We start from the raw sequence: 24,353 nt of genomic DNA on the forward strand, positions 1-24,353 counted from the left end.
TCACCGCTCTCCGGACGAGCGCGCCGCCGAGGCGCGCCGTCGCATCGTGTTCCAACTCCGGGGGCTCCGCTTGGCCGCGGGTCCCCTGGCTCCCCGCTTTCTACCAAAGCGAGGTTGCCGCAACGCAAGCGCCGCCCGCGCACCGGGTTCGTCACGCGCGAAGGCGATCAGCAGACCGATGGCGAACATGGTCGGCAACAGGGCGGAACCCCCGTAGGAGAACAGCGGGAGCGGGACACCGGCGATCGGCAGCAGTCCGAGGACCGCACCGATGTTGATCACGGCCTGGGCCGTGATCCAGGTGGTCACGCCTCCCGCGGCATACCTCACGAAGGGGTCCTCCGTGCGTCCGGCCACGCGGATACCCGCATAGCCTAGAGCCGCGAAGAGGGCGAGCACCGACAGCGTCCCCGCCAGGCCCAGTTCCTCACCGGTGACGGCGAAGATGAAGTCGGTGTGCGCTTCGGGGAGTTGGCCCCATTTCTCCACACTGGCACCGAGCCCGGAACCGAACAGTCCGCCCGAGGCGAGGGCGTAGATCCCGTGCACGGCCTGCCAGCAGGAGTCGCCGGGGCCGGGGTCGGTGGCTCCGAGGCAGTTGAGCCGGGCCATGCGGTTGGGGCTGGACTTGATGAGGATGAAGCCGAGCACCAGGGCGATCGACAGCACGCCCGCGAACAGCCGGGTGGGCGCGCCGACCAGCCACAGCATGCCGAACAGGATCGCCGTCAGGATGATCGCGGTCCCCATGTCGCCGCCGATCATGATGAGTCCGAGCAGCATGAACGCGGCCGGCACCAGCGGCACCAGCATGTGCTTCCACTGCGTCAGCAGCTTCTTGCCGTGCTTGCGGGCGAGCAGGTCCGCGCCCCACAGCACCAGGGCCAGCTTGCCGAACTCGCTGGGCTGGATCTGGAAGGAGCCGCCCAGCGAGATCCAGTTCTGGTTGCCGTTGACCGCGACTCCTATCCCCGGCACCTGGACCAGGATCATCAGGAAGACGGCACCGGCGAGGATCGGATAGGCGAGCGCGCGGTGCAGCTTCACCGGCATCTTCATGGCGGCCACCAGCAGCCCCGCGCCGATCAGTGCCGCGAGGGCCTGCTTGCGGAAGAAGTACGAGCCGGGCAGCGAGAGCTGGAGCGCGGTGATCTGGGAGGCCGAGTAGACCATCACCAGGCCGAGCACCGTGATCAGCGCGCTGCCGCCGCAGATCAGGTAGTACGCGGTCAGCGGCCGGTCCCAGGCGCGGCGCAGGCGCAGGTACAGGCGGAGCAGCGGGTTCTCGTGCGGCGGCGGCCCCGGCGTGCCGGGCCGCCCGACGGCCGCCCGCTGTAGGGGCGGACGCCCGGTGCGGCTCTGGGGACTACCGGGCATCGCTGCCTCCGCTGTACGTCGGCACGGACCGTCCCACGCGTCCTCCCGAGTTCACCCGGCGCGGGAGCGCGGCCGGGTCAGGCGCCGAGTTCGCGAACGGCCTGCGCGAACGCGTCACCGCGCTGGTTGTAGTTGGTGAACATGTCCATGGAGGCACAGGCCGGGGCCAGCAGCACCGTGTCACCGGGCCGGGCGAGCCGCCGCGCCTCCTGGACGGCCTGGAGCATCGCACCAGTGTCGGTCCGGTCGAGGTCGACCACGGGTACTTCGGGGGCGTGTCGCGCCAGGGCTTCGCGGATCAGGGCGCGGTCGGCGCCGATGAGCACGACGCCGCGCAGCCGCTTGGCCGCGCCCGTGACCAGTTCGTCGAAGGTCGCGCCCTTGGCCAGCCCGCCGGCGATCCACACGATCGACTCGTACGCCGCCAAGGAGGCCTCGGTGGCGTGGGTGTTGGTGGCCTTGGAGTCGTCCACGTAGGCCACGCCGTCCACGTCGGCGACGTGCGCGATGCGGTGGGCGTCGGGTGTGAAGGCGCGCAGCCCGTCGCGCACGGCGGCGGCCGGGACGCCGAAGGCGCGGGCGAGGCCCGCGGCGGCAAGGGCGTTGGCGACGTTGTGCGGGGCCGGCGGGTTGACGTCCGCGACCTCGGCGAGTTCCTGGGCGTTCTTGTGCCGGTCCTCGACGAAGGCGCGGTCGACCAGGAGGCCCTCCACGACGCCGAGTTGGGAGGGGCCGGGGGTACCCAGGGTGAAGCCGACCGCCCGGCAGCCCTCCTCCACGTCGGCCGCGCGGACCAGGTCCTCGGTCGCCCGGTCGGCGACGTTGTAGACGCAGGCCACGCGATTGCCCTCGTAGATGCGGCCCTTGTCGGCGGCGTAGGCCTCCATGGAGCCGTGCCAGTCGAGGTGGTCCGGGGCGAGGTTGAGCACGGCGGCGGAGTGGGCGCGCAGGGAGGGCGCCCAGTGGAGCTGGTAGCTGGACAGCTCCACGGCCAGGACGTCGTACTCGGTGTCGCCGGTGACCGCGTCGAGCAGGGAGACGCCGATGTTGCCGACGGCGGCGGTGCGCAGTCCTGCGGCCTTCAGGATCGACGCGAGCATCTGGACGGTGGTGGTCTTGCCGTTGGTGCCGGTGACGGCAAGCCACGGCGCGGGCTTCCTGCCGTCCAGGCCGCGCAGCCGCCAGGCCAGTTCGACGTCGCCCCAGACCGGGACGCCGGCCTCGGCGGCCGCCGTGAACAGGGGCTTGGTCGGCTTCCAGCCGGGTGCGGTGACGATCAGCTCGGTGCCCTCGGGCAGGGTGTCCCCGTCGCCGAGGCGCACGGTGACGCCGAGCGCCTCCAGCTCCGCCGCCTGCGTGCGGGCGCGTTCGTCGTCGCCGTCGTTGACGACGGTGACGCGCGCGCCGAGCCCGTGCAGGACCTTGGCGGCCGGGACGCCGGAGACGCCGAGTCCGGCGACGGTGACGTGCTTGCCGGTGAATTCCGAAGGCACCGAGGAGGTCACTTGTCCGCTGCCCATCCCGCGTAGAAGAGGCCGAGTCCGACGATCACACAGATGCCCTGGATGATCCAGAAACGGACCACGACAAGGACCTCGGACCAGCCTTTGAGTTCGAAGTGGTGCTGGAGTGGCGCCATCCGGAAGACCCGCTTGCCGGTGAGGCGGAAGGAACCGACCTGGATGACCACCGACATGGTGATCAGGACGAACAGGCCGCCGAGGATGGCCATCAGCAGTTCGGTGCGCGAGCAGATCGCCAGACCCGCGAGCACACCGCCGAGCGCGAGCGACCCGGTGTCGCCCATGAAGATCTTGGCCGGCGAGGTGTTCCACCACAGGAAGCCGAGGCAGGAGCCCATCAGGGCGGAGGCGACCACCGCGAGGTCCAGGGGGTCTCTCACCTCGTAGCAGGCGCCCGGGTTGGTCAGGGTCAGCGCGTTGGCGCAGGACTCCTGGAACTGCCAGACGCCGATGAAGGTGTAGGCGCCGAAGACCAGGACGGAGGCGCCGGTGGCCAGGCCGTCCAGGCCGTCGGTGAGGTTCACGCCGTTCGACATCGCGAGGATCATGAACAGCGCCCAGATGACGAACAGCACCGGGCCGATGGTCCAGCCGAAGTCGGTGATGAACGACAGCTTGGTGGAGGCCGGGGTGTTGCCCCGGTTGTCCGCGAACTGCAGCGAGAGCACGGCGAAGGCGATGCCGACGATGAGCTGGCCGGCCATCTTCGCCTTGGCCCGCAGGCCCAGCGAACGCCTCTTGACGATCTTGATGTAGTCGTCGAGGAAGCCGACCAGGCCCATGCCCACCATCAGACCGAGCACCAGCAGACCGGAGAAGGTCGGTCCCGCGTCGATGTCGGGGTCCAGGTAGCCGGTGATGCCCTTGGCGAGGAAGTACGCGGCGACCGTCGCCAGGATGAAGGCGATACCACCCATGGTCGGCGTACCGCGCTTGCTGGCGTGCTCGCGCGGTCCGTCGTCCCGGATGTACTGGCCGTAGCCCTTGCGGGCCAGGAGCTTGATCAGCAGCGGGGTGCCGACCAGCGTCAGGAAGAGGCCAATGACTCCTGCGAACAGGATCTGCTTCATCATCGGGCGGCGACCTCACCCTCGGTGCCGGTCTCGAGCAGCGCCGAGGCGACGCCCTCCAGACCCACCGAACGGGACGCCTTCACGAGCACGACGTCCCCCGGGCGCAACTCGCTGCGCAACAGGTCGACCGCCGCCTGTGCGTCGGACACGTGCACCGACTCCTCACCCCACGAACCCTCGTTATATGCGCCCAGTTGCAGCCATTGGGCTTCCCTGCCCCCGACCGCGACGAGCTTGCTGACGTTGAGCCGGACGGCGAGCCGTCCGACCGCGTCGTGCTCGGCGAGCGCCTCGTCCCCGAGCTCGGCCATCTTGCCGAGCACCGCCCACGTACGGCGCCCCTTTCCCATGGCGACGAGCGCACGCAGCGCTGCCTTCATGGACTCGGGGTTCGCGTTGTAGGCGTCGTTGACGACCGTCACGCCGTCCGGGCGCTCGGTGACCTCCATCCGCCAGCGGGAGAGGGAGCCCGCCTCGGAGAGCGCGGTGGCGATCTCGTCTGCGGACATGCCCAACTCGTGGGCGACGGCGGCCGCGGCGAGCGCGTTCGACACGTGGTGCTCACCGTACAGGCGCATGGTCACATCGCTTGCACCGGAGGGTGTGTGAAGGCTGAAGGAAGGCTGTCCGGTGTCCGTGAGTCGCACGTTCTCGGCGCGAACGTCCGCTTCGTCGGACTCTCCGAAAAGGATCACCTTCGCCTTCGTTCGGGAGGCCATGGCCCGTACGAGGGGGTCGTCCGCGTTGAGGACCGCGGTGCCCCCCTCCTCGGCCGGCGGCAGCGCCTCGACGAGTTCGCCCTTGGCCTGGGCGATCTGCTCCCGGCCGCCGAACTCGCCGATGTGCGCGGAGCCGACGTTCAGGACGAGGCCGATCCTGGGCGGGGTCAGTTCGCACAGGTACCGGATGTGGCCGATGCCGCGGGCGCCCATCTCCAGGACGAGGAACTTCGTCTCGTCGGTGGCGGTGAGCGCGGTGAGCGGCAGCCCGACCTCGTTGTTCATGGAACCGGGCGTGAACACCGTGGGCGCCTTGCGGCGCAGGACCTGGGCGATCAGGTCCTTGGTGCTGGTCTTGCCCGCCGACCCGGTGAGGGCCACGAGGGTGGTGCCGAGGCGGCGCACGACGTGCCGGGCGAGGGCACCGAGGGCGGCCTGGACGTCGTCGACGACGATCGCGGGCACGCCGACGGGGCGGGAGCCGAGGACGGCCGCGGCTCCCGCTTCGACGACCTGCGCGGCGAAGTCGTGGCCGTCCACCCGTTCGCCGACGAAGGCGACGAAGAGGCTGCCCGGCCCCGCTTCCCGGGAGTCCCGGACGACCGGCCCGGTGACCTCGGCGGACGCGTCCGGTATGTCGTGCATCCGCCCGCCGACGACTTCTGCGATCTCGGCGAGTGAGAGGGTGATCACAAGTTCGTCCCCTGGATCAGAATCAGGATCGGCTGGATCATTCGGGATCTCGTCCCTGGATCTTCTGGATGGCTTCGCGCAGCACCTGGCGGTCGTCGAAGGGACGGACGACGCCGGCGATGTCCTGGCCCTGCTCGTGGCCCTTGCCCGCCACCAGCACGGTGTCGCCGGGCTCGGCCCGGGCGACGGCGGCGGCGATCGCGGCGGCCCGGTCCTCGAAGACCTGCACCTCGCCGCGCTCGTGCGCGGGCACGGAGGCCGCGCCCTGGAGCATGGTGGCGAGGATGGCGAGCGGGTCCTCGGAGCGGGGGTTGTCGGAGGTCAGTACGGCGGTGTCGGCGAACCGGGCCACGGCGGCGCCCATCGGCTCCCGCTTGGTGGTGTCCCGGTCGCCGCCGCAGCCGAGCACGGCGTGCAGCCTGCCCTCGGTGACCTTGCGCAGGGCCCGCAGCACCGACTCGACGGCGTCCGTCTTGTGGGCGTAGTCGACCACCGCGAAGAAGGGCTGGCCCTCGTCCACCCGCTCCAGGCGTCCCGGCACACCCGGTACGGCGGCGACGCCGTCGGCGGCGGCCTGCGGGTCGAGCCCGGCGGCGGCGAGGGCGACGATCGCGGCGAGGGTGTTCGCCACGTTGAACGGTCCCGCCAGCGGCGACTTCGCGGTGATCCGCTCGCCCTTCGGCCCGAGCACGGTGAACGTGGAGTCCAGCGGCCCGACCTCGACCTCGTCGGCGCGCCAGTCGGCGTCCGGGTGGCCCTCGGCGGAGTAGGTGACGACCGGGACGGTGGCCTCGTTGGCCAGGCGCCGCCCGTACTCGTCGTCGACGTTGACCACGCCAAGCCTGCTGCGCTTCGGCGTGAAGAGCTGCGCCTTCGCCTGGAAGTAGTCCTCCATGCCGGAGTGGAACTCCATGTGCTCCGGGCTGAGGTTGGTGAAGACCGCGATGTCGAAGACGCAGGCGTCGACACGGCCGAGCACCAGGGCGTGGCTGGAGACCTCCATGGCGACCGCCTCGGTGCCGCGCTCGCGCATCACCGCGAACAGCGCCTGGAGGTCGGTGGCCTCGGGCGTGGTCCGCTCGGACTTGATGCGCTCGTCGCCGATGCGCATCTCGACCGTGCCGATCAGTCCGGTGGACTTCGCGGTGCGCAGACCGCCCTCGACCAGGTAGGCCGTGGTGGTCTTGCCGGAGGTGCCGGTGATGCCGATCTGGAGGAGGTCGCGGCCGGGGTGGCCGTAGATCGTGGCCGCCAGTTCGCCCATCCGCGCGCGCGGGTCGTCGACGACGAGCGCCGGCAGTCCAGCGGCCGCGGCACGCTCGGCGCCCGCCGGGTCGGTCAGCACGGCGGCGGCGCCGAGGCCCGCGGCCTGGGTGACGAAGTCGGCACCGTGGAGGCGGGCTCCGGGCAGGGCGGCGTACAGGTCACCGGGGCGGACGGCGCGCGAGTCGTGGGTGATGCCGGTGATCTCGGCGGAGCCGTCCGGAGCGGTGACACCCAACTGACCGGCGAGTTCCGCGAGGGGGGTGGCGGAGATCCGCACCGGCCGGGGCGGTCCCGGGTATGTCACGGGGTGGCCCTTCTGGGTGGTTTGGGACTGATCAGGGTGTGGCACGGCGGTGAGCGTACCGGGAGTACCCGCCCGGGGGCGAAGCGAGGGCTGGGCAGAGGCCCGGGGGCCGCTCTGGTTCCCGGGATCGGGGGTGATCGTTGTCACGGGTGGTTCCTGGTGGCTCGGTACTGAAACGGCGCTGGCTCGGTACGGGCTCGGGGTCTGTGGGGGCGGTGGGGCTCAGGGCTTGAAGGTCACCGGGAGCCTCGCGGGCGCGGCCCCGGTCGGCGGGACCTGAAGGGTCTTCAGGGCGAACTCCATGACCTGCTTGTAGATCGGTCCGCAGATCTGGCCGCCGAAGTAGCTGCCCTCGGTGGCGTTCTGGATGGCGCAGTAGACGGTGACGCGGGGCTTGTCGGCGGGGGCGAACCCGGCGAAGGACGACGTGTAGCCGTGGTACTTGCCGGTGGCCGGATCCACTCGGTTGGCCGTCCCCGTCTTGCCCGCCACCCGGTAGCCGGGGATGCGGGCCTTGGTGCCGGTGCCCTCCTCGTCGTCGACGACGGACTCCAGCATCTGCGCGAGGGTCTTCGCGGTCTTCTCGCTGGTCACCCGGGTCTTCTTGGGCTCGGGGGCCGGGGTGAAGCGTCCGTCGGCGCCCTTGGTGCCGCGGACGAGGGTGGGGTCGATGCGGACGCCGCCGTTGGCGATCGTCGAGTAGATGGAGGCCGCCTGGAGCGCGTTCACGGAGACGCCCTGGCCGAAAGGAATCGTGTACTGCTGCGAGGTCGACCACTGGCCGGGCGGCGCGAGGATGCCCTTCGTCTCGCCGGGGAAGCCGAGCCCGCTGTAGGCGCCGAGGCCGAACTTGCGCAGGTAGGAGTAGAGCACCTTGTTGGCCTCGGCCTGGGTCTTGCCCAGTTCGCCGGTGGCCATGATGGTGCCGATGTTGCTGGACTTGGCGAGCACGCCGTTGAGCGTGAGGTACCAGGTCGGGTGGTCGATGTCGTCCTTGAAGAGCCGGTCGCCGCGCTTGAGCCGGTTGGGGACGGTGATGTGGGTGCCGGGGGTGGCGGCGTTCTCCTCCAGCACGGCCGCCATCGACAGCACCTTGGCGGTGGAGCCCGGCTCGAAGGCGTCCTGGAGGGCGGCGTTGCCGAGCGCTTCCGGGTCGGCGTGGGCGAGGTCGCCGGGGTCGAAGCCCGGCGCGTTGGCCATGGCCAGGATCTCGCCGGTGGTGGTGTCCTGCACGATGACGTAGCCGCCGTCGGCCTTGGACTTCTCCACCTGCTCGCTGATGGCGTGCTGCGCGGCCCACTGGATGTCGCGGTCGATGGTCAGCTCGACGTCGCTGCCGGGCACGGCGGGCGTCTCGGTGGAACCGGCGGTGGGCACCTGGCGCCCGCCGGACTGCGCGTAGCGGATCTTGCCGTCCTCGCCGGCCAGCACCTTGTCCAGCTTCCGCTCCAGGCCGCCGCCGCCCTTGCCGTCGGCGCCGACCCAGCCGAGGACACCGGCCGCGAGGTCGCCGCCCGGGTACACGCGCTTGCTGCTGGGGTCGGCGAAGACGCCCGCGAGGACGTTGACCGCGGACTTGTCGGTCTCCGTCTTGGTGGTGAGCGCGGTCTTCAGGTCCTTGATCTGGTTCCAGACCTGGGGGGTCTGCCGGCGGGCGAGGCGGACGTAGCGCAGTTTCTTGTTCTTCGGACGCAGCACCTCGGCCAGGTCCTCCGGCTTCTGGCCGAGGATCGGCGCGAGCAGCGCCGCCGCCTGTTCGGGCCCGTCGTCGACCTCGAGCTGTTCGCGGGTGAACATCGTGGGGTCGGCGGTGATGTCGTAGGAGTCCACGGTGGTCGCGAGGGCGACGCCGTTGCGGTCGGTGATCCCGCCGCGCTCGGCGGGCAGGGTATGCACGACGTAGCGGTTCTGCGCGGCCTTCGCGGAGTACGTGCCGGCGTCGACGGCCTGCACCTGCAGGAGCCGTACGACGAACGTGGCCAGCACCAGGGTCAGCGCGAGCCCGATCATGCGCAGCCGCGGGCGCGGGCTGCCCAGCCGGAAGGCGCGGGGCGCGGGCCGGGACGGTCCCGGCCTGCGGGCCGGCCGGGCGCCGGGGCCCGGGCGGCGCCCGCCGCCGGGGCGGGCGGGCCTGGCCGGTCCGGGCACCCGGCGGCGCGGCGGTTGCCTGTCGGACACTTCCGTCACCTGCCGTCAGTCGTGGTCGGGGTGGGCGTCGCGGCCGCGGTGGGGGACGCGGGGACCGCCGGGGCGGACGGCTCGGTGTAGGGGGACGGCGTGGCCGCGGACGGGCCCGCGGAGGTCGCGGTCAGCGCTTCGGGGGCGAGCACGAGCGGGGTGGCCGCGGCGGGCGCGGGGCTGGGCGATCCCTTGACCTTCCCGTCGGGGCCGAGGAAGGCGGGGTCGCCGCCGGGCACCATGCCCAGTTCGCGGGCGCGGCGCTGGAGGGCCTGGGGGGCGGAGTAGGCGTCGATGTCCCGCTGGAGCGCCTGTTCCTCGTCGGTCAGCTCCTTGGTGCGCTGCTTCAGGTCGTCCAGTTGGAAGGAGCCCTCGCTCAGGGCGGAGTTGAGCACCAGGAGCCCGATGAGACCGCCGCCGAGGAGGACGACGACCAGGAGGACGAAGGGGGCACGGGCCGCCTGGCCGCGGGCACTGCCCGTCGGCAGCAGCCGGGCGAGGCGGGCCGCTCTGCCCTTCAGCTCGGGTGTGGTCTTCCTGCTCACTCGCCCTCCCCCAGGGGGTGTGGTCCGCACCCGTGCCGGGCCTGCCTGGCTCGTTTCACCCGAGGGACTCCCTGATGCGCTCGGCGCCGCGCAGCCGTGCCGGTGCCGCCCGCCGGTTCTCGGCGATCTCCTCCTCGGTGGGAAGTTCGGCACCGCGCGTCAGCAGCTTGAGGCGCGGCGCGTAACGTTCGGGGACGACGGGCAGCCCGGGCGGCGCGGTGTTGGCGGCGCCGGCCGCGAACACCTGCTTGACCAGCCGGTCCTCCAGCGAGTGGTACGACAGTACGGCGATCCGTCCGCCCACCGCGAGGGCCTCGACGGCCGCCGGGATCGCCCGCTCCAGCACGGACAGCTCGCCGTTGACCTCGATGCGCAGGGCCTGGAAGGTGCGCTTGGCCGGGTTGCCGCCGGTGCGCTTGGCGGCCTGCGGCAGCGCCGCGCGGATCAGCTCGACGAGGCGGGCGCTGTTGGTGAACGGCTCCTTCTCACGCTCGCGCACGATCGCGGAGACGATCCGCTTGGCCTGCTTCTCCTCGCCGTACGCCCGCAGGATGCGGACGAGTTCGCCGGGCGGGTAGGTGTTGAGGACCTCGGCCGCGCTCATGCCGGTGCTCTGGTCCATCCGCATGTCGAGCGGGGCGTCCTGGGCGTAGGCGAAGCCGCGGCCTGCCTCGTCCAGCTGCATCGAGGAGACACCAAGGTCGAACAGCACGCCCTGGACGCGGGGGAGGCCGAGCCGGTCGAGCACGTCGGGCAGTTCGTCGTAGACGGCGTGCACGAGGGTGGCGCGCTCGCCGTACGGGGCGAGCCGCTCGCCGGACAGGCGCAGGGCCTCCTTGTCGCGGTCGAGTGCCACGAGCCGGGCCTCGGGGAAGCGTGCGAGGAGGGCCTCGCTGTGCCCGCCGAGTCCCAGCGTGCAGTCGACGACCACGGCCCCCGGCTCCTGGAGGGCGGGCGCCAGCAGGTCCAGACACCGCTGGAGCATCACCGGGACGTGTCGACTCTGGCTCAAGTGGGGCGGCCTCTCAGGTCCGGCACGGCGTCACGCACCGCCGGGTCCCCTCCCGCTCGCGTCTGAAGGGGATGCCTGCCGGCGCCAAAAGCGTCGGCCGGCCGGGAGCGGGAGGAGGCCGAGCCGTACGTACGCGCCGCGCACGTGGGGAGATCTGGCGGGACGTCGCCCAGGTCTCCGGGGAATTCAGTCCAGCAGGGAGATCCTCGCCTCCCGCTTCGCGTCACTTTAGTCCACCGTGTCGCCCGGTCAATCAACCGGCCTGCGCGTCGCGGCCGTCGGCGTCCGCAAACCGGCACGGCCGGGCATTTCACCCGTACGGCCGCATTCGCACCACTCTGTGGATTGGCTCACAGCGGGCTCCGATGCCATTCTTTGTCCCGCTTCGCAGCGGGCCACGGGCGGGAACGGCCAGTAACGTCATGGATATGACGACTTCCGCATCGGTACCCGCAGGCTCCGCATCCGCCACCGTGGCCGACCACACCGTCACCGACCGGCTCGTCGAGGCCAACGCCCGGTACGCCTCGGCGTTCAGCGACCCCGGAATGGACGCCCGCCCGGTCCAGCGCGTCGCGGTGGTGGCCTGTATGGACGCCCGCCTCGACCTGCACGCCGCCCTCGGCCTGAAGCTCGGCGACTGCCACACGATCCGCAACGCGGGCGGCGTCGTCACCGACGACGTGATCCGCTCCCTGACGATCAGCCAGCGTGCGCTCGGCACCCGCAGCGTGGCCCTGATCCACCACACCAACTGCGGCATGGAGTCCATCACCGAGGACTTCCGCCACGACCTGGAGCTGGAGGTCGGCCAGCGTCCGGCATGGGCGGTGGAGTCCTTCCGGGACGCCGACCAGGACGTGCGGCAGTCGATCGAGCGGGTGCGCACCTCGCCGTTCCTGCTGCACACCGAGGACGTGCGCGGCTTCGTCTTCGACGTCAAGACGGGCCTGCTGCGCGAGGTCGACCCCGCCTGACGCGTCACCCGGTGGCCCGCTCCGGCGAACCCGCCGGGCGGGCGCCCGCGGGCCGCGCGCCCATCGGTGCTGGGCACCGACGTGTGGCGACCAGTTGTCCACAGGCAGTGACACGAATCGGTAACGGCGGCAAGAATGCGGGAAGTGGTGTCGCACGGAACTTTTTCCGGGCGGTGTCCGTGATTCGGGGTGGGCCGGTCCGCGCAGTGGGGCCGGCCCGGCAAGTTGGGGTACCCCCATCGCTCAGGGAGTGCGGGGCAAGGCCGAGGAGGGCCGGGTGACGACCTATGACGACCAGGTGGGCCGGGAGGGTTCCGCCGCGCGGGCGTACGGGAGCGTGGGGGACGATCTGACCGCCGTGGTCGAGCGGGTCCGCGGTTCGGTGGAGGACGTGATCGAGGGCAAGCCCGAGGTCGTACGGCTCTCGCTGACGGTGCTGCTGGCCGAGGGACACCTGCTCATCGAGGACGTCCCGGGCGTCGGCAAGACGATGCTGGCCAAGGCGCTGGCGCGCTCCATCGACTGTTCGGTCCGCCGCATCCAGTTCACGCCCGACCTGCTGCCCTCGGACATCACCGGGGTGTCCATCTGGGACCAGCAGCGCCGGGACTTCGAGTTCAAGCCCGGCGCGATCTTCGCGCAGGTGGTGATCGGCGACGAGATCAACCGCGCGTCGCCGAAGACGCAGTCGGCGCTGCTGGAGTCGATGGAGGAACGCCAGGTCACCATCGACGGCCAGACCTACGAGCTGCCCAGCCCCTTCATGGTGGTGGCGACGCAGAACCCGGTCGAGATGGAGGGCACCTATCCGCTGCCCGAGGCCCAGCGGGACCGTTTCATGGCCCGGGTCTCCATCGGCTATCCGAGCCCGGACGCCGAGCTGCAGATGCTCGACGTGCACGGCGGGGTCAGCCCGCTGGACGACCTGCAGCCGGTGGCGCACGCGCACGAGATCCTGAAGCTGATCGAGGCGGTCCGCGGCGTCCACGTGGCGGACCCGATCCGGCGGTACGCGGTGGACCTGGTCGCCGCGACCCGCACCCACCCGGACCTCAGACTGGGTGCCTCGCCGCGTGCCACGCTGCACCTGCTGCGCGCGGCGAAGGCGTCCGCCGCCCTCAGCGGCCGGGACTACGCGCTGCCGGACGACGTGCAGGCCCTCGCGGTCGCCGTGCTGGCCCACCGGCTGCTGCCGACCGCGCAGGCCCAGCTCAACCGCCGCACCGCCGAGCAGGTCGTCCAGGAGATCCTGCAGCGCACCCCGGTGCCGGCGGAGCCCCAGCAGGGTCTCGGCGCGGGCCGCGCCGCGTCGGCGTACGGTCAGCAGCCGCCGCGGAGGCTGTGATGGACGCCGGGGGGACGGCCGGGGCCGGGGAGGACCGGGGCGAGGGCGGCGGCATCCGGACCGCGCTGGCCGGTCTGACCACCCGCGGGCGGTCCTTCCTGGCCGCGGGCATCGCCGCCGCGATCTGCGCCTACGTCCTCGGGCAGAGCGACCTGCTGCGCGTCGGGCTGCTGCTGGGCGTGCTGCCCCTGGTCTGCGTGGTGGTGCTCCACCGCACGCGCTACCGGGTCGCGGGCAGTCGCCGGCTCTCCCCCGGGCGGATGCCCGCGGGCAGCGAGGCCCGGGTCCACCTGCGCGTCGACAACGTCTCCCGGCTGCCCACCGGTCTGCTGATGCTCCAGGACCGGGTGCCCTACGTGCTCGGCCCGCGTCCCCGCTTCGTGCTCGACCGGGTCGAGCCGGGCGGCCGCCGCGAGGTGTCCTACCGGGTCCGTTCCGACCTGCGCGGCCGCTACCCGCTGGGGCCGCTGCAACTGCGCCTGACCGATCCCTTCGGCCTGTGCGAACTCACCCGCTCCTTCTCGGCGCACGACACGCTGACCGTGATCCCGCGCGTGGAGGCCCTGCCGCCGGTGCGGCTGAGCGGCGAGGCGAAGGGGTACGGCGAGGGCAGGCAGCGCTCACTCGCCCTGGCCGGCGACGACGACGTGATCCCGCGCGGATACCGGTACGGCGACGACCTGCGCCGCGTGCACTGGCGCTCCACCGCGCGGTACGGCGAGCTGATGGTGCGCCGCGAGGAGCAGCCACAGCGGGCCCGCTGCACGGTGCTCCTGGACACCCGGGGGGTGGCCTTCGAGGGCGCGGGCCCCGACTCGTCCTTCGAGTGGGCGGTGTCGGGCGCGGCGTCGGTGCTGGTGCACATGCTGGAGCGGGGCTTCTCGGTCCGGCTGCTCACCGACACCGGCGACTCGGTGCCGGGCGAGGGCGCCGACGGTTTCGCGGGCGTGAGCCAGGGCACGGCCGAGGCGGCCGGTCTGATGCTGGACACCCTCGCGGTGATCGACCACTCCGACGGCACGGGCCTGTCCGCGGCCTACGACACGCTGCGCGGCGGGAACGAGGGGCTGCTGGTGGCGTTCTTCGGCGATCTGGACGAGGAGCAGGCCGCGGTGGCCGCCAAGATGCGGCAGCGCAGCGGCGGCGCCCTCGCCTTCCTCCTGGACAGCGAGACCTGGTCCCGGGAACCGGCCGACGTGCCCGGTCCCCCGGAGGGGAGCGGGGAACGGCTGCGCATGCTCCGCGAGTCGGGCTGGACCGCCGTGACCGTCCCCCGGGGCGCCTCGGTGGAGGAGCTGTGGCGCACGGCCGACCACGAGCGCACCACCCTGACGTCCCCGGCCGGCGCAAAGGCGGCGCGATGAGCGGGCGGGGGCGGCCGGTGCGCCCCCTTCCGGCGACCGGCCGGGCACGGCCGGCGCCTTGGCCCGCGGCGGCCGGGCGGGCTCCGCGGGCCGGAGCGGGCGGACGGGCACGGATCGCGGCCCGCGCGGACGGCCGGGCGTGCGGGCGACAGGGGCGGACGGGCGGTGCCGGACCGCGGCCGGCCGCCCCCACGACCACCGGCCGGAGGGCGGGGCGATGAGCGGGCGGGCGCGGTTGGCGTTGTGTGCGTGGGCGGCCACGCTGATGGCGGCGTGCGCGTTGCTGCCGTTGGTCGACCCGGCCACGTGGATCCTGCAGGCGGCGGTCCTGCTGGCGGTGCAGACCGGCGTGGGCGCGGTGGCGCGGCGGGTGCCGCTGGCACGGCCGCTGACGATCGGGGCCCAGGCCCTGGTCACGCTGATGCTGCTGACCCTGGTCTTCGCCCGGCAGCAGGCGGTCGCCGGGCTGCTCCCCGGCCCGCAGGCCTTCCAGCGCTTCGCCGACCTGTTCCAGCAGGGCGGCGACGACATCGCCCGGTACGCGATCCCGGCACCGCTGGAGTCCGACGGCATCCGGCTGATGCTCGTCGGCGGCGTGCTGGTGATCGGGCTGCTGGTGGACGCCCTCGCGGTGTCCTTCCGCAGCGCCGCCCCGGCCGGCCTGCCGCTGCTCGCGCTGTACTCGGTGGCCGCGGGCCTGTCCGAGGGCGGCGCCGACTGGCTGTGGTTCCTGGTCGCGGCGGCCGGCTATCTGATGCTGCTGCTGGCCGAGGGACGTGACCGGCTCTCGCAGTGGGGCCGGGTCTTCGGCGGCGCCGCTCGCGCCCCGGGGACCGGCCAGGGGCGCGCGCTCGCCCCGGTCCGCACCGGACGGCGCATCGGCGCCTTCGCGCTGGGCATCGCCCTGGTGGTGCCGCTCGCCCTGCCCGCGATGGACGGCGGGCTGCTGGACGGCGCCCGCGGCGGCGTGGGCCCGGGGGGCGGGGGCGGCGGCACGATCTCCGCGGTGAACCCGCTGGTCTCCCTGCGGGACAGCCTCAACGTGAACGAGGACCGCGAGGTCCTCACCCTCAGGACCGACTCCGCGAACCTGTCCGACCTGTACCTGCGCATCGTCTCCCTGGACGACTTCGACGGCACCACCTGGAAGCCCTCCAAGCGCCACATCACCGCCGTGCCGGACGGGACCTTCCCCACCCCGGCCGGGCTCGGCCGCGACGTGGAGCGCACCGAGATCCGGTCCCTGATCTCGGCGGCGGACGATTTCGCCCAGGACTGGCTGCCGATGCCCTACCCGCCCAGCGCGGTGCGCGTCGCGGGCAACTGGCGCTACGAACCGGTCGGCATGACCCTGGTCGGCGACCACGGCCAGAACACCCGCGGGCTGACCTACGAGGTACGGAGCCTGAGCCTGCAGCCGACGGCGCAGCAGCTCGCCGCGGCGCCGCAGCCTTCGGCGGCGCTCCTGCGCGAGTACACGGAGCTGCCGGACTCGCTGCCCGACGTGGTCGCCCGGACCGCCCGGGAGGTCACCGCCGGCGCCGCGAACCCCTACGAGCAGGCGGTCAAGCTCCAGGAGTACTTCGCGGTCAACGGCGGCTTCGAGTACGACACCCAGGTCGACATCGGCAGCGGCTCGGACGCGATCGCCCGGTTCCTGAAGGAGAAGGAGGGCTTCTGCGTCCACTTCTCCTTCGCCATGGCGGCGATGGCCCGCTCCCTGGGCATTCCGGCCCGGGTCGCGGTGGGCTTCGCGCCGGGCTCCCCGCAGGCGGACGGCTCGGTCTCGGTGGGGCTGCGGGACGCGCACGCGTGGCCGGAGGTGTACTTCGAGGGCGTGGGCTGGACCCGTTTCGAGCCGACGCCGACGCGTGGGTCGACCCCGGCGTACACGATCACGGACCAGCCGGGCAGTTCGGTGCCGGATCCGGCCCTGCCGTCGCGGAATCCGCAGACGGAGCCGTCGGCGGCGCCCTCGGAGAGCGACGCCTGCTCCCCGCAGGACAAGAAGCTCGAGGCGTGCGCGACCGAGTCCGCGGTGGCCGTGCCGGTCACCGGGGGCGGCGGACCCCCGTGGTACGCGCTGCTGGGCTGGGTCCTGGCCGGACTCGTCGTGCTGGCGGTCCCGCTCGCGCCGTTGCTGTGGCGGCTGCGGGTGAGGGCGCTGCGGCTCGGGGCGCACGGCCGGGGTGAGGCGGACGCCGGCCCGCACACCCTCGCGGTCTGGCGGGAGCTGACCGACACGGCGTGGGACCTCGGGATCCGGCCGGAGGAGTCGCAGACCACCCGCAGGGCCGCGGCCCGCCTCGTCCGGCTGGGCCGGCTCGACCCGGCGGCCGCGGCGGCGGTGCACCGGGTGGCGGACGCGGTGGAGCAGGTCCTGTACGCACCCCGCCCGCGGCTGACGGCGGGACTGACGGAGGACGCCCGGCTGGCCAGCGCCGGTCTGCGGGCCACGGCGGGGCGCACCACGCGGCTGCGTGCACGGATCGCCCCGCGTTCGGCCGTACGGGTGGCCTGGGCGGTGTCGGCCCGGTGGGCGGCTCTGAAACGGCGGGCCGCGGCGGCCCGTCCGGTGTGGCGCGGGACATCGGACCAGCAGGGCTGAGCCGAATGGGCGCCGGCCCACCGGGACGGCGCCCCAGACGTCCCTCGCAGACGCCTCTCGCGCCTCACGGCGCCCGCGACCGCTCGCGGCACCCCGGGAGCGGTCGCGGCACCCCCGGGCGCGGTCACGGCACCCTGAGGGTTCCCGGGCACGCGTGAGGGGGTGACCACCGTCCGGGTGGTCACCCCCTCACGCGGATGTTCTGGTGAGCGGTGCTCGGGCGCTACTGGCCGCCCTGCTGCTCGTCTCTGCGGCGCTGCCAGCGCTCGTCGATGCGGTCCATCATGGAGCGTTTCTGTCGTTGCTGGCGACGAGCCGCCTGCGGACCGGCACCGGCCGCCTGCTGCTCGCCCGGCTTGAGGGCCTTGCGCCAGCCGGTCACGGCGAGAACCGCGCAGCCCAGCATGACCAGGAAGCCCACGACACTGAGCCACACCTGCTGGGCGACCATTCCGGCCATGAGGAGCGCAATACCTACGAGGAAGCCCGCGACCGCCTGGTAGACCCGTCGCCGGGTGTACGTACGCAGCCCGCTTCCCTCGAGCGCTGTCGCGAACTTGGGATCTTCGGCGTACAGCGCTCGCTCCATCTGCTCGAGCATGCGCTGCTCGTGCTCCGAGAGCGGCACGGAGTCCTCCTCATCGTGCAGTCGCCGGGGCGACCCGGGGGGTCTCTTCAGGATAGGCAGGGAATCGCCCCCGTGAAACCCGCCCCTCTGCGCCAATTGACCAACCGGACTCCGTCATGGCCGTGCCGGCTCGCTGAAGTTCCCATTCCCCAGCGGCCGACCCGTCATGCCGGGCCGTCTCCCTCGATCATACGGCGACTGCCCCCCGTTCGGGGGGCCTGTGGCGTACTCCATCTGCAGTCGCGCCCCTGATCAGCGCCATACCCCGGCGGGCGCTCAGGCCCCGTTGGAACCTCGGGTCTCACCGAGCACGTGGAGCTGGGTGGCCACGGAGTGGAACGCGGCGAGTTCGGCCGCCGCGGCCTCCAGCTTCAGCAGGGCCTCCACGGCCCCCGGCTCGGTGTCCACCAGCACGCCGGGCACGAGGTCGGCGAAGACCCGTACGCCGTGCACGGCGCCGACGCGGAGCCCGGCGTCCTCGACCAGCCCGGTGAGCTGTTCGGCGGTGAACCGGCGCGGCACGGGGTCGCCCGTGCCCCAGCGGCCGTCCGGGTCGGAGAGGGCCTGCCGGGCCTCCGTGAAGTGGCCGGCGAGGGCGCGCGCCAGCACGGCACCGCCCAGGCCCGCGGCGAGCAGGCTGAGGACGCCGCCCTCGCGCAGGGCCGCCACCGCGTTGCGCACGCCCTCCGCGGGGTCGTCGACGTACTCCAGGACGCCGTGGCACAGCACCGCGTCGTAGCCGCCGCGCTCCACCACGTCGAACAGGCCGCGGGCGTCCCCCTGGACGCCCCGCACGCGCTCGGCGACCCCGGCCTCGGCGGCGCGGCGCTCCAGCGCGAACAGGGCGTTGGGGCTCGGGTCCACGACCGTGACGCGGTGGCCGAGGCCGGCCACCGGCACCGCGAAGTTGCCGCTGCCGCCGCCGGTGTCGAGGACGTCCAGCGCCTGCCGGCCCGTGGCCCCGACCCGGCGCTCCAGGGCGTCCCGGAGGACGTCCCAGACCACGGCGGTCCGAAGGGCCGACCGGGAACGGGAGGGCTCGGAGCGCGGCGAGGCCGTCTGCGGTCGGGGGTGGGAGGCGGGCGGGCGCATCGGGTCCGACACGGCAGTTGACTCCTCGGCGCGGCACCGCCTCGGACACGGGCGGAGCGAACGGGCTGCCGCCCCCGCCCGGCGCGGGGAGGGGGAGGCTTCAGGCGTCTCCCACCCTATTGCCTCCGCCACGCCCGCCGGTCACCCGCTCACGCCCCGGTCACCCCGCGTCCGGCAGGCCGCGGCCCGGGTGCCCGGCGTCGGGGCGGCCGGGGTGTTCCGGGCCCGGTGGGCCGGTGTCGGGGCGCGGCTGGGGCAGGACCGGCTGGAGGACCAGCATCCGCTCCACCAGGCGCAGGAACATCGCCACGTCGCGTATCAGGTCGTCGGCGTCCCGGGTGCCCGCGGCGCCCTGGATGCCCGCCTCGGCCCGGGCCCGGCGGCTCGCGCCGGAGGCGAACAGCGCGCTCCAGTCGGACAGCTCGGGCGCGATCTCGGGCAGCACCTCCCAGGCGCTGCGGATGCGGGCCCGGGCCCGCGGGCTGGTCTCCGGGCGGCCGCGCGCGGCCAGCACGGCGGCGGCGGTGCGCAGGGCGGCGAGGTGGGCCGTCGCGTAACGCTCGTTCGGCGTTTCGAGGGCGGTGGCCTCCTCCAGTCCGGCCCGGGCCTGGGCGAGGAGGTCGAGAGCGGCGGGCGGGGCTGTCGTCCGGCGGAGCACGGGGTGCACGTCGCTCGCCGGTCCGGTCAGTGAGGGTGCAGGGCCGGCTGCGCGGCGCCGCCGGGCGGCGGCTGCGGACGAGTGGGCCATGACGATCCTCCTGTCGTCTCCGTGACGGCGCCCTCCCGGCAGGAGGTGCCGTATGTGCCCATCGTGAGGTATGCCACTGACAATCCGTTCTGACCTGGCCTTTCGCTTCGATCGGCCGTTCGGTTCCGGGCCCCGCGGGCCTGCGGTGACGTCGCCCCGGGGGGTGCTGTGAGAATCGGGACCATGGAAAGCAGCAGCACCGCCTCGCAGCGCGGCAGCCGTCGCGAGGCCACCCGGCAGAAGCTGTACGAGGCGGCGGTCACCCTCATCGCCGAGCAGGGTTTCTCCGCCACCACGGTGGACGAGATCGCCGAGCGGGCCGGGGTCGCGAAGGGCACGGTCTACTACAACTTCGCCAGCAAGTCCGTCCTCTTCGAGGAGTTGCTGCGGCACGGTGTCGGGCTGCTGACCGCCTCGCTGCGCCAGGCCGCGGAAGGGACGGCCCGGCAGGGGCTCGGCCGGGTCGACGCCCTGGACGCGATGATCCGCGCGGGGCTCGTCTTCATCGACCGGTACCCGGCCTTCACCCAGCTCTACGTGGCCGAGCTGTGGCGCACCAACCGGGCCTGGCAGTCCACGCTGCTGGTGGTCCGGCAGGAGGCCGTGGCGGTGGTGGAGGACGTGCTGCGCGCGGGCGTGGCGAGCGGGGAGTTCAGCGAGGAGATCGACGTGCCGCTGACCGCCGCCGCGCTCGTCGGCATGGTTCTGGTGGCCGCGCTGGACTGGAAGGCGTTCCAGCCGGAGCGCTCCCTGGACGACGTGCACGCCGCGCTGTCGCGGCTGCTCCAGGGGCGGGTGAGCGGGCGGGGCTGAGCAAGCGGCGCCGAGCGGGCTGGGCCGAGCGACCGGCAAAGCCGGCCGGTCGCACGAAGGAGCGCCGGTCCGTGGCGGCCGCGTCCCCCGCGGGCCGCCGTCGGACCGGCGCCTCCTCCTGCTCCCCCGTACGTCCCCCCGTCGGAACTCCCGTCGCCGGTCGTCCCTCCGGGTTCCCCCGTGCCTCGCTCCCGCCGGCCACGGCCGGCGGAAGGAGCGGATCGCGGGCCCGGCTCCGTTCCGGCGCCCCGTGCCGCCGGTGCCGGAGCCGTGCCCCTCTCCGTGTCTCCACTCTCTCGTCCCCGCAGGTCGCAGCCCATCCGCGCGGGTACTCATCTGGCGGACTAGGTACACCTACTCAGCCCTGCGCACCCCGGCCCACGAGGTGGCCCGGCCGACCGGTCACCGGGACGTCCGTCCTGGTGCTCAGCCCTCGCACGGGAGTGCCGGTGGGGGCGGATAAAGTCCCTGGCATGGCACGGATTGCGGTGATCGGCGCCGGGACGGGCGCCATGGCGGCGGCCGCCCGGCTGGCCGTCGCGGGCCACCGGGTGGTGGTGTACGAGCGGACGGGGACGTACGGCGGAGCCCTGGGCCGCTTCGAGCGGGACGGGTTCTCCTTCGACACCGGCCCCGGTCTGCTCCCGCTGCCCGCGGTCTGGCGCGATCTGTTCGTGAAGACCGGCAAGGAGCCGCTGGAGGCGTGCGTCGACCTGGTCCAGGTCGACCCCTCCTCCCGGCACGTGTTCGCGGACGGCACGGAGGTCTCCCTGCCGAACGCCTCGCGCGCGGGTGTCGTCGCCGCCCTGGACGCCGCGCTCGGTGCGGGCGCCGGGCAGCGCTGGGGCGACTTCCTGGTGCGGGCCCGGGAGACCTGGGACCGCACCCGCCGCCCCCTCCTGGAGGAGCCGCTCTGGCCGAACTGGCGGGTGCTGGCCGAGCGCGAGCCCTACCCCGCCGTCCCGCACAGACGGCTGCTGCGCACCCGCCGGGCCGGCACGCTCGCCGAGGTCGGCGCCCGGGAGTTGCGCGACCCCCGGCTGGCCGCCCTGCTGGAGAGCCACGCCCTCGCGTACGGCCTGGACCCCCGCACCGCCCCCGCGAACGCCGCCGTACTGCCGTACATGGAGTACGCGTTCGGCGTGTGGTACGTGCGCGGCGGGGGTCTGCGGGAGCTGGCGCGGGCGGTGTACGAGCGGTGTCTGGCCCGCCGGGTGGAGTTCCGCTTCGGGGCCGAGGTCACCGGGATCGTCGAGAAGGACGGCCGGGCGGCGGGCGTGGAGCTGGCCGACGGGACCGTGGAGGAGGCCGAGTTCGTGGTCTCCGGCGTGGCCCCGGGGGTGCTGGACCGCCTGCGCGGGGGGTCACCGGTGCGCGGGGAGGGCGAGGTGCCGCCGCAGCGCGGTGGGGCGAGCCGGCTGACGGTGCTCCTCGCACTGCGCGGCGCGCGTCCGCGGGGCACGGCGCACCGGACGGTGGTGCACGCGGCGGACCGGGAGACCGAGTTGGACCGCTTGTTCGGCGCCGCTCCCGGGATGGCCGCGCGGCCGACCGTCACCGTCCTGCGGCCCGACGACCCCGCGCTGGTCCCGGACGCGGACCACGAGGCGGTCGTCCTCTCCGCGGTGGTGCCCGCGCTGACCAGCGCGTCCGGGCAGCCCACGGACGGGGTGTCCGCCCCCTGGGCCGGGCAGCTGATCGACGTGGCCGAGCGGGCGGTGCCCGGCCTGCGCGACCGGCTGCTGTGGCACGAGGTGCGCACCCCGGCCGAGGTCGCGGCGGACACCGGTGTGCCCGACGGTGCGATCCCGGCGCCGGCGCTGGCGGGGGCCGACGGCCTCCTGCTGCACGCGGCGAACTCGACGCGTACCGAGGGCCTGTTCACGGTCGGCGGCTGGTCGCACCCCGGCGGGGGGCTCCCGCACGCGGGCATGTCGGGCGCGCTGGTCGCCGGACTCGTGGTGGAGGGACCGGAGTTCCGCGGTTCCCAGTGAGCCGGGTCCTCAGTAGCGGTACTGCTCGTCGTAACCCTGGCCCTGCGCCTGGCCGTTGCCCTGGTAGGGGTAGTGCTGCTGTTCGGCCGGGAGTTCGCCGCCGTAGGGGTCGTCGGTGCTGCGCTGCTGCGGCACCCACACTCCGCCGGGCGGGGTCTCGCCGCCGTAGCCGCCGGGCGTGCCGGTGGCATCCGTGGCGTACGGGTCCTGCCCGTACCCCTGCTGGCCGTACTGCTGCTGCCCGCCGCTCGTGTCGTAGCCGCCGGTGTCGTAGGTCCCGCCGCCGTAGGTGTGGGTGCCGATGTACGGGTCGGAGTAGGCGGCGTACTGCTGCTGCGCGCCGGTGTCGTAGCCGTAGCCCTGCTGCTGCCCGTAGCCCGAGTAGTCGTAGGCGTAGTTCTGGTCGGCGCCCGGGGCGGCCGCGGGCTGCTGGCCGGTGCCGTAACCGGAGTCGGCGTACACGCCGTACGAGCCGGTGTCGTCCGGCATGGGCTGCGGTGCGTAGACGGCGGTGGTCTCCGCGGCCGTGGGGTCGGCGGCGGGGCGGGCGGGGGTGAAGACGTCGTCGCGGTCGTGGTCGTCGGACCCGTACGCCGGGACCTCCTGGTCCGGGACGTGGCCCTGGACGTGCTCGTCGTAGCCGTCGTGGTGGTCCCGGCCGCCCTCGGCGGATTCGGGCCCGGAAGGCTCCAACACGGCTTCCCGGCCGCCCCGTTCGGGACGCCCGCGTTTGCCGACGAGGCTCGCCGGGGCGTTGACCGCCCAGCCCGCCTCGAAGCCTCGGCGGAAGGACAGGGTGACGTAGGTCTGGCCGACCGCGAAGGCGGCGGCGCCGACCCCGATGACGAGCACGTTCGACATCAGCACACCGGCCACGACGCCCGCGAAGCCGCCGAAGGCGAGCAGCCGCCAGCGCAGGCGCGCCTTGTACTGCAGCAGCACTTCGCCCAGCAGCCACAACGCGACGACGCCGAACGCGATGTAGAGGACCGTCCAGCCCATGTACGCCCCTCTCCCAGTGGCCGTTACGCAGTGTGTCGCAAATACGTGCGGCCGGTCTAGGCCCGCGGTGGGTGGTGCAGGCCCAGGTTCTCGTAGATTTCCAGCGTCGCCGTGGAGTTGTTGAGCGTGATGAAGTGCAGTCCGGGCACACCTTCGGCCAGCAGCCGCGCGCAGAACTCCGTGGCGAACTCGATGCCGATCGAGCGTACAGCCGCCGGATCGTCCTTGACCGAGAGGATCCGCTCTTTCAGCTCCGCGGGGAACGAGGCGTTGCTGAGCTTCGGCAACCTCTCCAGCATCTTCACACTGGTCACCGGCATCACCTCGGGGATGACCGGGGTCTCACAGCCGGCCGCGGCGACCCGGTCGCGCAGGCGGAGGTAGGAGTCGGGCTGGAAGAACATCTGCGTGATCGCGTAGTCCGCGCCGGCCCGGCACTTGTCGACGAAGTGCGCCACGTCCGTGTCCCAGTCGGCGGAGCGCGGGTGCATCTCGGGGAAGGCCGCGACGCCGACGCAGAAGTCGCCCGACTCCTTGATGAGCCGGACCAGTTCGGCGGCGTACGTCAGGCCCTCGGGGTGCGCGACCCAGTCGGCCGTGGGGTCGCCGGGCGGGTCGCCGCGCACCGCGAGCATGTTGCGGATCCCGGCGTCGGCGTACTGGCCGATGATGTTGCGCAGCTCGGCGACGGAGTGGTCGACGGCGGTCAGGTGGGCGACCGGGGTCAGCGTGGTGTCGGCGACGATCTGCTCGGTCTCCCGCACCGTGCCCGCCCGCGTGGAGCCGCCGGCGCCGTAGGTCACGGAGACGAAGTCCGGGGCCACGGCCTCGACCCGCCTCAGCGCGCTCCACAGGTTCTTCTCGCCCTTGGGCGTCTTCGGCGCAGAGAACTCGAACGAGTACGTCGTCTTGCCGGTGGCGAGGATGTCACGCACCGTGCGGGCGCGATCAGTCCTCGTGCTTGCGGTTCCGAGGGCCATACCGGCAGGTTAGCCAGGGGACGGCGGTCGCCCAACCGGATGCGGGACATTTGTCCATATTGTCGAGTTGTTGTCCATCTTTTGGACACATGGCCCGCGATCGGCTCCGGAC

The 24,353-nt window shown here is 73.2% G+C and carries 19 protein-coding genes; 6 read left to right on the plus strand and 13 right to left on the minus strand.

Going from position 1 to position 24,353, the window contains the following annotated elements; genetic code table 11:
• The 8 genes from ftsW to rsmH form a co-directional block, all read right to left on the minus strand.
• Entirely contained in the window at positions 1-1,377 is a 1,377-nt protein-coding gene (gene ftsW / locus Sdi02f_RS31330) for a putative lipid II flippase FtsW (protein WP_108934425.1), read from the minus strand.
• Between the two features lie 77 nt (positions 1,378-1,454).
• Positions 1,455-2,870: a UDP-N-acetylmuramoyl-L-alanine--D-glutamate ligase gene (murD, locus tag Sdi02f_RS31335; protein WP_107049642.1), complete on the minus strand. Its 1,416-nt coding sequence runs from the start codon at positions 2,868-2,870 to the stop codon at positions 1,455-1,457.
• Between the two features lie 8 nt (positions 2,871-2,878).
• Positions 2,879-3,970: a phospho-N-acetylmuramoyl-pentapeptide-transferase gene (mraY, locus tag Sdi02f_RS31340; protein WP_030402164.1), complete on the minus strand. Its 1,092-nt coding sequence runs from the start codon at positions 3,968-3,970 to the stop codon at positions 2,879-2,881.
• On the minus strand, positions 3,970-5,385 hold the full coding sequence (locus Sdi02f_RS31345; protein ID WP_030402163.1) for a UDP-N-acetylmuramoyl-tripeptide--D-alanyl-D-alanine ligase: 1,416 nt from the start codon (positions 5,383-5,385) through the stop codon (positions 3,970-3,972). Before Sdi02f_RS31345 ends, mraY begins: the two co-directional genes overlap by 1 nt.
• 37 nt (positions 5,386-5,422) lie before the next feature.
• Positions 5,423-6,955: a UDP-N-acetylmuramoyl-L-alanyl-D-glutamate--2,6-diaminopimelate ligase gene (locus Sdi02f_RS31350; protein ID WP_030402162.1), complete on the minus strand. Its 1,533-nt coding sequence runs from the start codon at positions 6,953-6,955 to the stop codon at positions 5,423-5,425.
• Positions 6,956-7,177: 222 nt separating this feature from the next.
• Complete coding sequence (gene ftsI / locus Sdi02f_RS31355) at positions 7,178-9,142, minus strand: cell division protein FtsI (RefSeq protein WP_030402161.1); 1,965 nt, start codon at positions 9,140-9,142, stop codon at positions 7,178-7,180.
• On the minus strand, positions 9,139-9,678 hold the full coding sequence (ftsL, locus tag Sdi02f_RS31360; RefSeq protein WP_031083690.1) for a cell division protein FtsL: 540 nt from the start codon (positions 9,676-9,678) through the stop codon (positions 9,139-9,141). Before ftsL ends, ftsI begins: the two co-directional genes overlap by 4 nt.
• Before the next feature lie 55 nt (positions 9,679-9,733).
• A complete protein-coding gene (gene rsmH / locus Sdi02f_RS31365) occupies positions 9,734-10,690 on the minus strand; it encodes a 16S rRNA (cytosine(1402)-N(4))-methyltransferase RsmH (RefSeq protein ID WP_078869484.1) in 957 nt (318 codons plus the stop codon).
• 422 nt (positions 10,691-11,112) lie between these two features.
• On the opposite strand from rsmH, the gene Sdi02f_RS31370 reads away from it, so the two are divergent.
• The 4 genes from Sdi02f_RS31370 to Sdi02f_RS31385 all read left to right on the plus strand — a co-directional run bounded on the left by Sdi02f_RS31370 (position 11,113) and on the right by Sdi02f_RS31385 (position 16,984).
• Positions 11,113-11,667, plus strand: coding sequence for a beta-class carbonic anhydrase (locus Sdi02f_RS31370; RefSeq protein WP_174843421.1), 555 nt, complete (start codon positions 11,113-11,115; stop codon positions 11,665-11,667).
• Positions 11,668-11,944: 277 nt separating this feature from the next.
• Positions 11,945-13,012 (plus strand): AAA family ATPase, encoded by a 1,068-nt coding sequence (locus Sdi02f_RS31375; RefSeq protein ID WP_372503458.1) that lies wholly within the window; start codon positions 11,945-11,947, stop codon positions 13,010-13,012.
• Entirely contained in the window at positions 13,012-14,376 is a 1,365-nt protein-coding gene (locus tag Sdi02f_RS31380; RefSeq protein WP_167458284.1) for a DUF58 domain-containing protein, read from the plus strand. Before Sdi02f_RS31375 ends, Sdi02f_RS31380 begins: the two co-directional genes overlap by 1 nt.
• Before the next feature lie 217 nt (positions 14,377-14,593).
• Entirely contained in the window at positions 14,594-16,984 is a 2,391-nt protein-coding gene (locus Sdi02f_RS31385; RefSeq protein WP_108934427.1) for a transglutaminase TgpA family protein, read from the plus strand.
• A gap of 223 nt (positions 16,985-17,207) precedes the next feature.
• Here Sdi02f_RS31385 and Sdi02f_RS31390 read toward each other — a convergent pair whose 3' ends face one another.
• The 3 genes from Sdi02f_RS31390 to Sdi02f_RS35720 form a co-directional block, all read right to left on the minus strand.
• The gene (locus Sdi02f_RS31390) at positions 17,208-17,612 is read right to left on the minus strand and encodes a spore wall synthesis complex protein (RefSeq protein ID WP_108934428.1); all 405 of its coding nucleotides are present in this window, start codon (positions 17,610-17,612) and stop codon (positions 17,208-17,210) included.
• A gap of 276 nt (positions 17,613-17,888) precedes the next feature.
• Complete coding sequence (locus Sdi02f_RS31395; RefSeq protein WP_030402153.1) at positions 17,889-18,716, minus strand: methyltransferase; 828 nt, start codon at positions 18,714-18,716, stop codon at positions 17,889-17,891.
• 148 nt (positions 18,717-18,864) lie between these two features.
• Positions 18,865-19,452, minus strand: coding sequence for an SAV_6107 family HEPN domain-containing protein (locus Sdi02f_RS35720; protein WP_030402152.1), 588 nt, complete (start codon positions 19,450-19,452; stop codon positions 18,865-18,867).
• A gap of 183 nt (positions 19,453-19,635) precedes the next feature.
• Between Sdi02f_RS35720 and Sdi02f_RS31405 the strand changes: the two genes are divergently transcribed.
• Positions 19,636-20,265: a TetR/AcrR family transcriptional regulator gene (locus tag Sdi02f_RS31405; RefSeq protein WP_108934429.1), complete on the plus strand. Its 630-nt coding sequence runs from the start codon at positions 19,636-19,638 to the stop codon at positions 20,263-20,265.
• A gap of 473 nt (positions 20,266-20,738) precedes the next feature.
• The gene (locus tag Sdi02f_RS31410) at positions 20,739-22,259 is read left to right on the plus strand and encodes a phytoene desaturase family protein (protein WP_108934430.1); all 1,521 of its coding nucleotides are present in this window, start codon (positions 20,739-20,741) and stop codon (positions 22,257-22,259) included.
• 9 nt (positions 22,260-22,268) lie between these two features.
• On the opposite strand, the gene Sdi02f_RS31415 is transcribed toward Sdi02f_RS31410, so the two are convergent.
• A complete protein-coding gene (locus Sdi02f_RS31415; RefSeq protein ID WP_053639141.1) occupies positions 22,269-23,261 on the minus strand; it encodes an SCO2102 family sporulation regulator in 993 nt (330 codons plus the stop codon).
• 56 nt (positions 23,262-23,317) lie between these two features.
• Positions 23,318-24,241: a methylenetetrahydrofolate reductase [NAD(P)H] gene (metF, locus tag Sdi02f_RS31420; protein WP_051783460.1), complete on the minus strand. Its 924-nt coding sequence runs from the start codon at positions 24,239-24,241 to the stop codon at positions 23,318-23,320.
• Positions 24,242-24,353 lie beyond the last annotated feature (112 nt).

The sequence above is a fragment of the Streptomyces ardesiacus genome (assembly GCF_003112575.1).
In the GTDB taxonomy this organism is placed as follows: domain Bacteria; phylum Actinomycetota; class Actinomycetes; order Streptomycetales; family Streptomycetaceae; genus Streptomyces; species Streptomyces ardesiacus.